This window comes from Hymenobacter actinosclerus (genome assembly GCF_900111515.1).
Classification (GTDB): domain Bacteria; phylum Bacteroidota; class Bacteroidia; order Cytophagales; family Hymenobacteraceae; genus Hymenobacter; species Hymenobacter actinosclerus.
Genome location: NZ_FOHS01000004.1, coordinates 323,956 through 338,801 on the forward strand (window position 1 = coordinate 323,956; position 14,846 = coordinate 338,801).

A 14,846-nucleotide genomic window follows, 5' to 3' on the forward strand; every position below is an offset into this window, starting at 1 on the left:
GGCCGATGCGCTGCCGTTTCCCGCTCGTCTTTCTCTCCTCAACTCCCATCTCCGCACAGTTCGCCGCTCATGGAAATCCGTCGCACGTTCGATATTCTGCCCCGCTTACAGAAACAGTTCAATAAGCCCAACTGCTTAGCCGCTAAAATCGACGGCCACTACCAGCCCATGAGCACCGATGAGGTGGTTCGGCAGGTAAACGAAACCAGCCTGGGCCTCCGGGCCCTCGGCATCGGCAAAGACGACAAAGTGGCCCTGATTTCGATGAACCGGCCCGAGTGGATGATTGCCGACTTCGCCATTGCCCAGCTGGGCGCTGTAAGCGTGCCGATGTATCCCACCATCACCACCGAGGACTACAAGTTTATTTTCGCGGATGCCGGGGTGAAAGCCGTGCTGGTGTCCGACCAGAAGCTGCTCGACAAGGTAACGGAGGCCATCGACGGCCTCGATGTACCGGCCGACCACGTGTTCACCTTCGATAAGCTGCTAGGGGCCCGCCACTTCAGCGAGCTGCTGAAAATGGGCCAGCAGGGCAACCCCGCCGACCTGGAGCCACTCAAAGCCGCCGTCGAGCCCGATGATTTGCTGACGCTTATTTATACCTCGGGCACTACGGGCAAGCCTAAGGGCGTCATGCTCAGCCATAACAACATCCTCAGCAACTGCCGCAATACCCAGCGGTTTGTGCCGGTAACCAAGAATGACATTGCCCTGAGCTTTCTGCCGCTCTGCCACATCTTCGAGCGTATGGTTACTCACCTCTACCTCATCAACGGTGTGAGCATTTATTACGCCGAGAGCATGGAAACCATTGCCGACAACCTGCGCGAGGTGAAGCCCCAGATCTTCACCACCGTGCCCCGCCTGCTCGAAAAGGTGTACGACAAGATTGTGGCCAAAGGGCACGAGCTGGAGGGCATCAAGAAGAACCTGTTCTTCTGGGCGCTCAACCTGGGCCTTAAGTACGACAACCAGGAAAATCACGGCTTCCTCTACAACACCCAGCTCAAGCTGGCCAACAAGCTTATCTTCAACAAGTGGCGCGAGGCGCTGGGCGGCAACCTGCGCTGCATCGTGAGCGGGGGCGGGGCGCTGCAGCCGCGCCTGGCCCGTGTGTTCTGGTCGGCCGGCATTCCCGTAATGGAGGGCTACGGCCTCACCGAAACCTCGCCCGTAATTGCCGTGGGCGGCTACGACCCCGAGGAAAACATGATTGGCACCGTGGGCCCCATTGTCGACAACACGGAGGTCAAGATTGCGGCCGATGGGGAAATTCTCACCAAGTCGGAGTCGGTGATGAAGGGCTACTATAACCAGCCCGAACTGACGGCCAAGGAGTTCGACGAAGACGGCTGGTTCCATACCGGCGACATCGGCGAGATGGTGCAGGGCAGGTTCCTCAAGATTACCGACCGCAAGAAGGAGATGTTCAAGACCTCGGGCGGCAAGTACATTGCCCCGCAGGTGCTGGAGGGCAAGATGAAGGAGTCGCCGCTCATCGAGCAGTGCATGGTGGTCGGCGACGGACAGAAGTTCGCCTCGGCCCTCGTTGTTCCTTCCTTTGATGACCTGAAGGGCTGGTGCAAGCGCAACAACGTGGCCTGCGAGGGCGGACCGGCCGAAATGGTGAAGAACGAGAAGGTGGTGAAGATGTACGAAGACCTCGTGCACAAATACAACGAGAGCTTCGCCAAGTGGGAGCAGGTAAAGAAAATTGTGCTGCTGCCCGAGCACTGGACCGTGGAATCGGGCGAGATGACGCCTACCATGAAGGTAAAGCGCAAAGCCATTACCGCCAACAACAAGGACCTGATTGACGGGTTGTACGACTAATTCAGAGTCGCTGCCACTGACAATGTAAACGCCCCGGAGCCTTGCTACAGGGCGTTTACTATTTAAGCTGCCATCAAATGGTGCTGGTTGTCAGAAGCAGGAGGTCAAAACTTTTTTCACGGTAGATAGTATGCAAGCATAACATATTTTCCGTATGTTTACCGGACTTGCGATACACTCCCATGACCCCCGAAGAAACCGTCGATTACAATATCAAGGTTGCCTGGCACGCCATTTCGCGCATGTACAATACGCAGGCGGCCAAGCATGATATTACCACCAGCATTGGTTTCGTGCTGCTGAACATCGACCAGGAAAACGGCACGCCCGCGACCAAAATCGCGCCCCTGCTGGGCCTCGAAACCCGCTCCCTGACCCGCATATTGCGCTCGATGGAAGAAAAGGGGCTGATTTACAAACAGGCCGACACCCACGACAAACGCTCGGTGCGCATCTTCCTGACCGAGGATGGCCTGCGCAACAAGGAAATCTCGCGCCAGACCGTGCGCCACTTCAACCTGAAGGTGCGCGAGGAAATTCCGCAGAGCGAGCTGGACGTCTTTTTCCGCGTCGTGAGCCAGATTACCGGCATGATTGAGGGCAAAACCATGTACGACAATTTCAAGCTCAAGCCCCTACGCTCGCCCGAATCGTCGGCTGCGTAGCGGGTTTTTTTAGTTGTCAGTTGTCAGTGCTTAGTTGTTAGTGATTTGGCTTGTGAAAGCGAAGCCAGGCATATGCAAACCATCCGAGCACCGACAACTGACAACTAAGCACTGACAACTAAAAATCAACCACTACCCACCAATATGAATCGTACCATCAAAAAAGTAGCCGTACTGGGCTCCGGGGTGATGGGCTCGCGCATTGCGTGCCACTTCGCCAACATCGGGGTGCAGGTGCTGCTGCTCGACATTGCTCCGAAAGAACTGCTGCCCGCCGAGGAGGCCAAGGGCCTCAAGCTGGACTCGCCGGCCGTGAAAAACCGCCTCGTCAACAGCGCCCTGGAGGCCACGGTGAAGGCCAACCCTTCGCCGCTCTACCGCAAGGCCGATGTGAGCCGCATCAAAACCGGCAACTTCGACGACAACCTCAAGGACATTGCCGGCTGCGACTGGACGATTGAGGTAGTGGTAGAACGGCTCGATATCAAAAAGAGCCTGTTCGAGCGCGTGGAGCAGTTCCGCAAGCCCGGCACCCTGATTACTTCGAACACCTCGGGCATCCCGATTCATCTGATGACCGAAGGCCGCTCGGACGACTTCAAAAAGCACTTCTGCGGCACCCACTTTTTCAACCCGCCGCGCTACCTGAAGCTGCTCGAAATCATCCCGACTCCGGACACGGACCAGGCGGTAGTGGATTTCCTGATGCACTACGGCGACCTGTACCTGGGCAAAACCACCGTTTTGGCCAAGGATACCCCCGCCTTCATTGCCAACCGCGTGGGCGTGTTTGCCATCATGGATGTCATTCAGGTGATGCAGCAGCTGGGCCTGTCGGTGGAGGAAGTGGATAAGCTGACGGGCCCGGTTATCGGCCACGCCAAGTCGGCTACCTTCCGGACTTCCGATGTGGTGGGCCTCGATACGCTGATGAACGTGGCCAACGGCCTCGCTCAGAACCTGCCCAACGACGAAGCTAAAGCCGTATTTGCCCTGCCCGACTATCTGAAAAAGATGGGCGAGAACAAGTGGCTGGGCGACAAAACCGGCCAGGGCTTCTACAAGAAAACCAAGGACGACAAGGGCAAAACGGCCATTCTGGCCCTCGACCTGAATACACTGGAGTACAAGGCCAGCCAGAAAATCAAGTTCGCCACGCTCGAAAGCACCAAGCCCATCGAGAAGCTGGCCGACCGGTTTAAGGTGCTGGTGGCCGGCAAAGACAAGGCCGGCGACTTCTACCGCAAGACCTTCGCGGGACTGTTTGCCTACGTAAGCAACCGGATTCCCGAAATCACCGATGCCCTCTACAAGATTGACGACGCCCTGCGCGCCGGCTTCGGCTGGGACATGGGTCCGTTTGAAACCTGGGACGCGCTGGGCGTGAAAAAGGGCCTGGAACTGGCCCAGGCCGAAGGCAAAACCGTAGCGCCTTGGGTGGAGGAGATGCTGAATGCCGGCCACGAAACCTTCTATAAGGTGAGCGAGGCGGGCGTAAAGCAGTTCTACGACCTCGACAGCAAGAGCTACCAGGCCATTCCGGGCGTCGAGAACTTCATCATTCTCGACAACCTGCGGGCCACCGGCAAGGTGCTCTGGAAAAACGCCGGCGCCTCGGTGCTCGACCTCGGCGACGGCATCCTGAACGTGGAGTTCCACAGCAAGATGAACGCGCTGGGCTCCGACGTAATCCAGGGTCTGCTAAAGGGCGTGGAGCTGGCCGAAAAGGACTTCCGCGGCCTCGTGGTGGGCAACGACGCGCCGAACTTCTCGGCCGGCGCCAACTTAGGGCTAGTGTACATGTTCGCCCTCGACCAGGAGTACGACGAGCTGAACCTGATGATTGCCCAGTTCCAGCAGGCTATGATGCGGATGCGCTACAGCTCCATTCCGGTGGTCAGCGCGCCCCACGGCCTGGCCCTGGGCGGCGGCTGCGAGCTGAACCTGCACGCCGACCGCGTAGTAGCGGCGGCCGAAACCTACATGGGCCTCGTGGAATTTGGCGTGGGCCTGATTCCGGCCGGCGGCGGCACCAAGGAAATGACCCTGCGCACCGCCCTCAAATACGAGGAGGGTGAGCCCGAGTACAACCTGCTCCGCAACACCTTCATGACCGTGAGCACCGCCAAGGTGTCGACCTCGGCCGCCGAAGCCTTCGACCTGGGCTTCCTGCGCCGCGGCGACGAAATCGTGGTGAACTCCACCCGCGTCATCGCCCAGGCCAAAGCCGCCGCCATCGAGCTGGCCGACGCCGGCTACACCCAGCCCGTGCAGAAAACCAACATCAAAGTCCACGGCAAGGGCGCGCTGGGCATGTTCCTGACGGGCGTGCACGCCATGAAGGAGGGCAACTACATCTCCGACCACGACGTGAAAATTGCCAACAAGCTGGCCTTCATCATGTGCGGCGGCGACCTGAGTGCCCCCACCGAAGTATCGGAGCAGTACCTGCTGGACCTGGAGCGCGAAGCCTTCCTGAGCCTCACCGGCGAGCGGAAAACGCTGGAGCGTATCCAAAGCATCCTCACGACCGGCAAACCGCTGCGTAACTAGAGCTAAGAACTAGTTCCCCTCCTTGGAAAGGAGGGGCTAGGGGTGGTTGATGCTGTTAGAACGATTACTGGAACTGGTTTCCGGAATTGTTCACCGATTGCCAACCACCCCCGACCCCTCCTTATCCAAGGAGGGGAGCTAGCCTAACTCTAATTCCCCACCTTCTCTAAGACTTAAAAATATGAACGCATATATCGTAGCCGGTTACCGCACGGCCGTGGGCAAAGCCACCCGCGGCGGTTTCCGCTTCACCCGCCCCGACGACCTGGCCGCCGACGTCATCAAGCACCTCGTGGCCTCGGTGCCCGCCCTCGACCCCACCCGCATTGATGATGTGATGGTGGGCAATGCCGTGCCCGAAGCCGAGCAGGGCCTGCAAATGGGCCGCCTGATTTCGCTGCTGGCTCTGCCCATGAACGTGTCGGGCCTCATCGTGAACCGCTACTGCGGCTCGGGCGTGGAAACCATTGCCATGGCCACCGGCAAAATCGCGGCCGGCATGGCCGACTGCATCGTGGCCGGCGGCACCGAGAGCATGAGCCTGGTGCCCACCGTGGGCTGGAAAACGGTGCCCAACTACAACTTGGCCCAGAAGCACCCCGACTACTACCTCGGCATGGGCCTCACCGCCGAAGCCGTAGCCCAGGACTACAACATCAGCCGCCAGGACCAGGACCAGTTCTCCTACAACTCCCACCAGAAGGCCATCAAGGCCATCGAGGAAGGCCGGTTCAAGGAGCAAATCGTGCCCATCACCGTCAACGAAACCTACCTCGACCCGGCCACCGGCAAAAAGAAAACCCGCTCCTACGTAGTCGACACCGACGAGGGGCCCCGCGCCGATACGTCGGTGGAAGTGCTGGGCAAGTTGCGCCCGGTATTCGCCGCCAACGGCTCGGTAACGGCCGGCAACTCCTCACAAACTTCCGACGGGGCGGCCTTCGTTATCGTGATGTCGGAGCGCATGGTGAAGGAGCTGAACCTGGAGCCCATTGCCCGCATGGTCACTTACGCCACCGAGGGCATCGACCCGCGCATCATGGGCATGGGTCCCATCAAGGCCGTTCCGAAGGCGCTCAAGCAGGCCGGCATGAAGCTCCAGGACATCGACCTGTTTGAGCTGAACGAGGCTTTCGCTTCCCAGAGCCTGGCCGTGATGCGCGAGCTGGACATGGACCAGAGCAAGGTGAACGTGAACGGCGGCGCCATTGCCCTCGGCCACCCGCTGGGCTGCTCCGGCGCTAAGCTCAGCATCCAACTGTTCCACGAGCTGCGCGCCCGCGGCCAGAAGTACGGCATGGTAACCGCCTGCGTGGGCGGCGGCCAGGGCGTGGCTGGCATCTACGAGCTGCTGAAGTAGCGGTTTTTACAGGTCAATAACTGATATGGATTTCACCGACGAGCAACTTCGAGGCGCTAAGATGGGACCGTATCAAGAGCTTGCTTGGAAGCTTAAATTTGAACTGAAACCGGAAATAAACGAAGCTAACCAGAAGCCGTTTTTAGAAGCGATGGCCAGCTTTGCTGATGCAAATCAGTTAGGATTGTTTGGACAGCTTGGCGATTTGACAGTGGTTTCTCTAGCGAATCGGAAGGCTGTTTCACTTGACGAGCAGCAGTTATTGAAGAGTTGGCTGTCAAATCGTCCTGAAATTGCTTTAGTTCTTGAAAAGGATGGGGATGGTTACACAGACGCTTATTTGCAGCAACTGCTCTGTTGGGGCGAATGGGAAACTGATTCATTCACCAAGTTCTTCTCCTGACCTGTAACCAGTACCGAAAACCCCGGAAGGCATTTCGGGGTTTTCTTTCCACAAACTACTCGGCAAGCATAACAAATTTTGTTATCTTGCGCTACGAGTAACGGCCCGCCGCCTAACCCCTAAGTAGTAGGCAAGCCGAACAGTTTTCTTTTGATTCCACTTCAAAATCAACCCCATCATGGAAGTAGCCAACCAGCTTGTGAAAGGCGGCGAGTTCATTATCAAGGAAACCAACGCCCAGGACGTATTTACGCCCGCCGATTTTTCGGAGGAGCAGAACATGATGCACCAGACCGCCCTCGACTTTGTCGACAAGGAGGTGTGGCCGTTGCTCGACCGCCTCGACAACCACGAGGAAGGCCTGATGCGCGGGCTGATGGAGAAATCGGGTGAGCTGGGGCTGTTCGGCGTGAGTGTTCCCGAGCAGTTCGGCGGCCTTGATATGGACTTCCCGACTTCGCTCCGCGTGACGGAGGGCGTGGGCAAGGGCCACTCGTTCCCGGTGGCCTTCGCGGCCCATACCGGCATTGCCATGCTGCCCATCCTGTATTTCGGCAACGACGAGCAGAAGCAGAAGTACCTGCCCGGCCTCACCAGCGGCGAGCTGATGGGTGCCTACTGCCTCACCGAGCCCGGCTCGGGCTCCGATGCGCTGGGGGCCAAAACCAAGGCCATGCCCACCGAGGATGGTGAGCATTACGTGCTCAACGGCCAGAAAATGTGGATTACCAACGGCGGTTTCGCTGACGTATTCATCGTGTTTGCTCAGGTTGACGGCGACAAGTTCACCGGCTTCATCGTGGAGAAAGACACCCCCGGCCTGACCCTCGGCAACGAGGAGCACAAGATGGGTATCAAGGGTTCCTCGACCCGCCAGGTGTTCCTGTCGGATGCCAAAGTGCCGAAGTCGGCCGTACTGGGCGAGATTGGCAAGGGCCACCTGATTGCCTTTAACATCCTCAATATCGGCCGCATCAAGCTGGCCGCCGCCTGCCTCGGGGCTACCAAAGGCTGCGCTACCCAGAGCGTGAAGTACGCCAACGAGCGGGTGCAGTTCAAGCTGCCCATCAGCAAGTTCGGGGCCATCAAGTTCAAGCTGGCCCAGCAGGCCGTGCGGATTTACGCCGTGGAATCGGCTATTTACCGCGCCGGTATGGACATTGCCCGCATGGAGCAGGAGCTGCTCAGCCAGGGCCAGAGCCACAACGAGGCCCTGCTGGGTGCCGCCCGCGAGTTTGCCGTGGAGTGCGCCATCCTGAAAGTGGAAGGCTCGGAAGTGCTTGACTACGTGGTGGATGAGGGCGTGCAGATTTACGGTGGCTACGGCTTCTCGGCCGACTACCCGATGGACCGCAACTACCGCGACTCGCGCATCAACCGCATCTTCGAGGGCACGAACGAAATCAACCGCATGCTGGCCGTTGATATGATTCTGAAGAAGGCCATGAAGGGCGAGCTGGACCTGATGGGCCCCGCCCAGGCCGTGCAGCAGGAGCTGATGGCCATTCCGGACATGAACCTGGAAGAGGAAACCGGCCTGTTCGCCGCCGAGAAAAAGACCGTGGCCAAGCTCAAAAAGGCCATTCTGATGGTGGCCGGTACGGCCGTACAGAAGTACATGAACTCGCTGGCCAAAGAGCAGGAGGTGCTGATGAACATTGCCGATATGGCCATCAAAGTGTACACCGCCGAAAGCGTGCTGTTGCGCGTGGAGAAAGAGGCGGCCGCCAAGGGCGAAGAGGCCCTGTCGGCCCAGATCGACATTGCTCGCGTGTACCTCTACGACACCGTCGACCAGGTAAACAAGGCCGGTAAGGACGCTATCGGCACCATGACCGAGGGCGACGAGCAGCGCCTGCTGGCCATGGGCCTCAAGCGCTTCACCAAGGCCGACCTGTTCAACGCCAAGGAAGCCCGCCGCCGCATCGCCGACGTGCTGATTGCCGCCAACGAGTACGCCTTCTAGGATCACGGATTAGCAAGGATTTTAGCGGATTGCACGGATTTTGTAGACGAATCAGCGTCTCGTTGTCTGTTGGGTAAGAAGACGTAGCGAAACAGCCGCTCCCGGATTGGGGGCGGCTGTTTCTTTTTGCTAGCTTACGGGCCTCGCACAACGCGGCGGCCGCTTTGGCCGTTTGCGGAGGTTACTATCCCACCCAATTTTCCCCTAACTATGGCCAACGAGCAAATGAAGGGCAAGGCGTTCTACGACAGCGTCCTGCAGTTCTACGACCACGCGGCCAGCTTTTCGAAGCTGGACCCCGGTATCATCGCCCAGATCCGGACCTGCAACAGCATCTACAAGGTTAACTTCCCGGTGGAGGTTGACGGGCATGTGCAGGTGTTCGAGGGCATCCGGGTGCAGCACAGCCACCACAAGCTGCCCAGCAAAGGCGGTATTCGCTACAGCATGGCCGTTGATGAGGACGAGGTGATGGCTTTGGCCACGCTGATGACCTTTAAGTGCGCCCTCGTGGACGTGCCGTTCGGCGGGGCCAAGGGGGGCGTCAAAATCAACCCGCGCACCACTTCCGTGCAGACGCTGGAGCGCGTGACGCGCCGCTATGCCAGTGAGCTGATTAAGAAGAACCTGATTGGTCCTGGCATGGACGTGCCCGCGCCCGACTACGGCACCAGCGGCCGCGAAATGGCCTGGATTGCCGATACCTACATGACCTTCAAGTACGGCGACACCAACGCCCTGGGCTGCGTAACGGGCAAACCTGTGGGCCAGGGCGGCATCCGGGGCCGGACTGAGGCCACCGGCCTGGGCGTGTTCTTCGGCCTGCGCGAAATGCTGATGGATGAGGCAATGACCACCAAAGCGGGTCTGCTGCCGGGCATCGAGGGCAAGAAGATTATCGTGCAGGGCCTGGGCAACGTGGGCTACCACGCCGCTAACTTCTGCCACAAAGCCGGCGCCCTCATCGTAGGCATTGCCGAGCGCGAAGGCGGCATCTACGACGAGAAAGGCCTCGACGTAGCCGCCGTGTTCAAGCACCGCCAGGACACGGGCTCCATCCTGGGCTTCGAAGGAGCCAAGGATATTGCCGACTCGCTCGAACTGCTCGAATATGAGTGCGATGTGCTGCTGCCCGCCGCGCTGGAAAACCAGATTCACGAGGGCAACGCGGCCAAAATCAAGGCCAAAATCGTGGCCGAGGGCGCCAACGGCCCCACCACCCAGCCGGCCGAGAAAATTCTGCTGGAGCGGGGCATCCTGATTCTGCCCGACCTCTACCTCAACGCCGGCGGCGTAACCGTATCGTACTTCGAGTGGCTGAAAAACCTGTCGAACGTGCGCTTCGGCCGCATGGGCAAGCGGGCCGAGGAAGGCGCCATGCGCCGCCTGGTCGCCACCATCGAGCGCACCACCGGCCGCACGGTTTCCGACGAGGAGCGCCAGTCCATCATCCACGGCGCCGACGAAATCGACCTCGTACACTCGGGCCTCGAAGACACGATGATTACCGCCTACCAGTCCATCCGCAAAGTAATGGATGAGGTGCCCGGCATTACCGACATGCGCACGGCCGCTTTCTATAGCGCCATCGAGAAAATCGGCGTCAGCTACCAGTCGCTCGGCATCTTCCCGTAAGCTTAGCTGTTAGCTGTTAGCTGTTAGCTGTTAGCGAAAAGCGCCCCTTCCCGGCAAATGCGGGAAGGGGCGCTTTCTGTTTTAAACTGGCGGGAAGCAGAGCTTCGTCTACAAAATCCGTGTAATCCGTTTAAGTCCGTGCTAATCCGTGATCCTTATTTTAGGACTATCTTATTCAGCATCAGGGCGGCCGACTTCTTGCTGGGGCGGCTGACGCCAATGATGGTTTTGGGGTCAAGCCAAGTGGTGAAGTCCTTGACGTAGGCCAGGTTCTGGTCGGCGGCCACGTTCAGGCCCAGACCTTTCGGGTCGCTTACAACGCCGGTAGCCACGTTCAGGCGGCGTAGGTAGAGGTCGGATTTGCCCTTGAGTTTTTCCCAGGTAAGCAGCTGCACCTCGGGGCCGAAGGTGGCGGCGCGGTAGCCGATACTGCTGTAGCCGTCGGCGGCGGGGGCTACCTGGTCTTTGGCTACGATGCTGCGCCAGCTGGGCGTCAGGAATTCGTTGTAGCCGAACAGGTGCAGCTCGCGGGTGTGGCCAGGCGAGCCTTCGCCGCCTTCCTCGTACTTCTTCTCGGCCAGCACTACTACCTGTTTGTCGTCGGTGAGCAGGATGTCGGTCAGGTACACATCTTCCAGGCGCTTGGCGGGCGTGCCACCCACGGCTTTGTTTACCTCGGCCAGGTAGTTAGCGGTAAGCTCCACTTCGGGGGCAAACTTCATGTCCGCTTCGCCCGCAAAGTCAAACTTCACCAGCTTGAGGCTGTGGTAGAGGCCGGTAACCCGCTCGTTGCAGATGGCGGCGGCGTAGAGCGTGTTATCGGGCCGCAGTACGAAGCGCGAATCGAAGATATTAACCACCTTGCCCCCGAACGTACCGCCCACCGACACCGACATCACCTTCACATCGGGCGAGTCGTTGCGGTAGCGGCGCACGCTGAGCTTCTTCATCTGGTCGCCGGCCAGCGTCACGAACTGGGTGCCGTCGTTGCCCACGTGCACCGTCACGGAAAAAAAGTCGCCCTGGTCGTGGAAATCGTAGCTGCGGTCCTTTAGTTTCTGGAGCTTCTCATCGTACACGCTGGCGCTGATGGCCTTGATCTGGTTGCCCTGGGTGAGGTAGCGCCAGGCCACCAGCCGGCTGCCGTCGGGCGAGAAGGCCACGCCGGGGCGCCGGTCGCGGGCGTTGGCTTCTATCAGCTTCTGAGCCGGACTCTTGCGGCCATCGGCCAGACCTACGGAGTAGGCCACGAGCCGTTGGGTGCCGGCTTCCTTCTGATACACTACTACCGTTACCTGGTCGGTGCTCTGGCTGAAACCGTCTACCACTTCGCCGGCGGCAAGTGGCAGCGTGGTGCTCCAGCGGCGTTTGAGGTCGGTATCGTAGCGCTCCACGGCGTACTGGTCGGCCGCTTGATGAGCCAAAACAACGAAGCCGCCATCCGGGAGTGCCAATGTTTTACGGCTTACACGCTGGTTGTAGCGGTCGGTGGTGGTTTCGGGCAGGTAGCTGAAGGCGGCGGATTTCACGCGTTGGGCCGAGGCCGGCTGGTGGGCCAGGGAGGCCAGCGCAAGGCCGGCAGCAAGCAGGAAAGTAAAGCGCACGGGCAGAATATACGTAATGAAATAGCAGGCAACGGCCCGCACAGTTGTACTCTTCAAAGGTACCGAACTTTTGGGAGCCAAAAGTTCGGCAGGCTATCAGTTAGGCTATGAATGCGTTAGCTGGGTTTCGGCAGGGCAAAGGACTACTTTTGCAAGCCGAAAGACAACCCCCTGCGAGGGCTTTCGTTTTAAGGGCCGCCGGGGCACCGTATCTAAAGGGTGCAGTTCCATCTCTGCTGAACCTGACTGACCCGCGCAAGCAACAGCCAGCGGCAGAGAATGCGAAAGCGCCAAATTGTGTACCCATCCCGGCGCAGTTCTTGTTGTCCAGTAAATTACGTTTAGTTTGTTTGCCTTATGAAATCTTTACTCCGCTTTGCTTTAATGATTTCCCTCGTGGTGGTTGGAAAGCTCAATACTACCTCGGTCAACTCCCAGCTAGCCCAAACCGACGAGCCGCAGTGGATAATCCCGGTTCATACCGCCGTTCATAGAACACCGGCAGATGCCACAGCCCCAGTGCCTGCTGAAACCGGCAAGTTTCGCTCGTGGCGCCTGATACACACCGTTGACGCCTCCAACGAATAGATCAACGCCAGTTCCTCTGCCAACGGCTCTTCGGGAGCCGTTTTTTATGCCCTATTAGTCCGGCAGCATCAGCTGATACGGCTCCAGTTTACGGCCGTAGCGGGCAGGCTCTCGATATGGTGGCGAATAGCCTGGTTGGCAGGCAGGGCCAGGTTGGGGTCGGCCTCCAACAGGGCCTGGGCCGCGGCCCGGCTCTCGCTCAGAATGCGACCATCTTTGGCCAGATCGGCAATCAGCAGATCGAGTACGCCGCTTTGCTGGGTGCCCATCAGGTCGCCGGGGCCACGCAGCTTCAGGTCGATGTCGGCAATTTCGAAGCCGTTGTTGGTGCGCACCATCGTTTCGATGCGGGTGCGCGAGTCCTTGCTGAGCTTGTAGCCGCTCATCAGAATGCAGTAGCTCTGGTCGGCGCCCCGGCCCACGCGGCCGCGCAGCTGGTGCAGCTGCGAAAGGCCGAACCGCTCGGTGCTTTCAATCACCATTACGGAGGCATTGGGCACGTTTACGCCTACCTCGATAACGGTGGTGGCCACCATAATCTGGGTCTGGTTCTGCACGAAGCGCTGCATTTCGGCATCCTTCTCGCCGGCCGTCATGCGGCCGTGCACGATGCTGATCTGGAACTCCGGGAAGGCCCGTGCGATGCTCTCGTAACCGTCCATGAGGTCCTTATAGTCGGCCATGGCCTCGCTTTCCTCAATCAGCGGGTACACGATGTATACCTGCCGGCCCAGCTTTATCTGGTCGCGCAGAAACTGGAACACTTTCAGCCGGTTCGAGTCGAAACGGTGCACCGTGACGATGGGCTTGCGGCCGGCCGGCAGCTCGTCAATCACCGATACGTCGAGGTCGCCGTAGAGCGTCATGGCCAGCGTGCGCGGGATGGGCGTGGCCGTCATCACGAGCACGTGGGGTATCACGTGGGGGTTTTTCTGCCAGAGCTTGGAGCGCTGGGCCACCCCGAAGCGGTGCTGTTCGTCCATGATGGTGAGGCCCAGGTTTTTGAACTGCACCACGTCTTCGAGCAGCGCGTGGGTGCCCACCAGCATGTGCATGGAGCCGTCGCGCAACTGGGCGTGCAGCACCCGGCGGGCGGCCGTGCGGGTGCTGCCAGTCAGCAGCCCGATTTTAAGGCCCAGCAGGTCGGCGAACTGCTTGAGGCCGGTGTAGTGCTGGTCGGCCAGAATTTCGGTGGGCGCCATCAGGCAGCTCTGGGCCCCGTTATCGGCGGCCATGAGCATGGCAATAAAGGCCACGATGGTTTTGCCCGAGCCCACGTCGCCCTGCAGCAGCCGGTTCATCTGCTGGCCGGCGCAGAAATCCTTGTAGATATCGTGGATAACCCGCTTCTGGGCCCCGGTCAGGTCGAAGGGCAGCACATTTTTGTAGAAATGTACCAGCGTGGGCACCTCCTTGAAAATCTGGCCCGCGAGCGTGACTTTGCGCTGGTCGCGCTGGCGCAGCAGCTTGAGCTGGATGTAGAACAGCTCCTCGAACTTGAGGCGGAAGCGAGCGGTCTGAAGCAGATCGGGCGTTTGCGGGAAGTGAATCTGCTGCAAGGCCGTGGCCTTGCCCATCAACCCGTATTGCTCAATCAGGGCCGGCGAGAGGGTTTCCTGCACGTGGGGCAGGGCCAGCTTCAGCAGATCGGCCACCATGCGGGCAATGGCCTTGCTGTCGACGCGGTGGTAGTTCTTGAGCTTCTCCGACGTGTTGTACACCGGCTGCAAAAAGCTCTGGCCGGGCTTCTGCTCGGTTACCTCTTCCATTTCGGGGTGGGCCATCTGGGGCCGCCCATTGAACATCGTGGGCTTGCCGAACACGATGTACTCCTGGTGGTTTTTAATGATTTTCTCCAGGTAGTTCACGCCCTTGAACCACACCAGCTCCAGCTCGCCGCTGGCATCGGCCACCTTGGCCACCATGCGCTTCTTATGGCCCTCGCCAATCACCTCCCGGCCCCGCAAAATGCCCTTTACCTGCACGTAGGGCAGGTCGTCGTGCAAATCCACGATGTTGTAGAACTGGGTGCGGTCGAGGTAGCGGAAGGGGTAGCGCTGAATCAGGTCGCCGTAGGTGAACAGGCCCAGCTCCTTTTGCAGCAGCTGCGCCCGTTGCAGACCCACCCCCTTCAGGTATTCAATTTTGGTCTGAAAAAAACTCATTTTTTGAGCTTGAAGCTGCCAGCCTCAGGCCGCAAGCTTTAAAACGGAAACTGGGTTAACAGGTAACGCAC

Annotated in this window: 10 protein-coding genes; 8 read left to right on the forward strand and 2 right to left on the reverse strand. The window is 59.3% G+C overall.

The features are described from left to right. Window positions 1-69 precede the first annotated feature (69 nt). From BMY67_RS16145 to BMY67_RS16175, 7 genes are all read left to right on the forward strand, one after another. A complete protein-coding gene (locus BMY67_RS16145; protein ID WP_092773557.1) occupies window positions 70-1,836 on the forward strand; it encodes an AMP-dependent synthetase/ligase in 1,767 nt (588 codons plus the stop codon). A gap of 182 nt (window positions 1,837-2,018) precedes the next feature. Then, window positions 2,019-2,501 carry a MarR family winged helix-turn-helix transcriptional regulator gene (locus BMY67_RS16150; protein ID WP_092773559.1) on the forward strand — a complete coding sequence of 161 codons (483 nt, stop codon included), beginning with the start codon at window positions 2,019-2,021 and terminating at the stop codon, window positions 2,499-2,501. A 144-nt stretch (window positions 2,502-2,645) separates the two neighbouring features. Then, entirely contained in the window at window positions 2,646-5,054 is a 2,409-nt protein-coding gene (locus BMY67_RS16155; protein WP_092773561.1) for a 3-hydroxyacyl-CoA dehydrogenase/enoyl-CoA hydratase family protein, read from the forward strand. A gap of 181 nt (window positions 5,055-5,235) precedes the next feature. After that, window positions 5,236-6,414 (forward strand): acetyl-CoA C-acyltransferase, encoded by a 1,179-nt coding sequence (locus BMY67_RS16160; protein WP_092773563.1) that lies wholly within the window; start codon window positions 5,236-5,238, stop codon window positions 6,412-6,414. Window positions 6,415-6,439: 25 nt separating this feature from the next. Then, window positions 6,440-6,817 (forward strand): 50S ribosome-binding protein YggL, encoded by a 378-nt coding sequence (locus BMY67_RS16165; protein ID WP_092773565.1) that lies wholly within the window; start codon window positions 6,440-6,442, stop codon window positions 6,815-6,817. A gap of 178 nt (window positions 6,818-6,995) precedes the next feature. Continuing rightward, window positions 6,996-8,783 (forward strand): acyl-CoA dehydrogenase family protein, encoded by a 1,788-nt coding sequence (locus BMY67_RS16170; protein WP_092773567.1) that lies wholly within the window; start codon window positions 6,996-6,998, stop codon window positions 8,781-8,783. A gap of 210 nt (window positions 8,784-8,993) precedes the next feature. Beyond that, entirely contained in the window at window positions 8,994-10,418 is a 1,425-nt protein-coding gene (locus BMY67_RS16175) for a Glu/Leu/Phe/Val family dehydrogenase (RefSeq protein ID WP_092773569.1), read from the forward strand. 155 nt (window positions 10,419-10,573) lie between these two features. Here the strand turns inward: BMY67_RS16175 and BMY67_RS16180 are convergent, their stop codons facing one another. Further along, complete coding sequence (locus BMY67_RS16180; RefSeq protein ID WP_177189874.1) at window positions 10,574-12,022, reverse strand: hypothetical protein; 1,449 nt, start codon at window positions 12,020-12,022, stop codon at window positions 10,574-10,576. 357 nt (window positions 12,023-12,379) lie between these two features. Here BMY67_RS16180 and BMY67_RS19070 point away from each other — a divergent pair, with 357 nt between their 5' ends. After that, window positions 12,380-12,610, forward strand: coding sequence for a hypothetical protein (locus BMY67_RS19070; RefSeq protein ID WP_143069865.1), 231 nt, complete (start codon window positions 12,380-12,382; stop codon window positions 12,608-12,610). A 68-nt stretch (window positions 12,611-12,678) separates the two neighbouring features. Here BMY67_RS19070 and recG read toward each other — a convergent pair whose 3' ends face one another. After that, window positions 12,679-14,775, reverse strand: coding sequence for an ATP-dependent DNA helicase RecG (gene recG / locus BMY67_RS16185; RefSeq protein ID WP_092773573.1), 2,097 nt, complete (start codon window positions 14,773-14,775; stop codon window positions 12,679-12,681). Window positions 14,776-14,846: the final 71 nt, after the last annotated feature.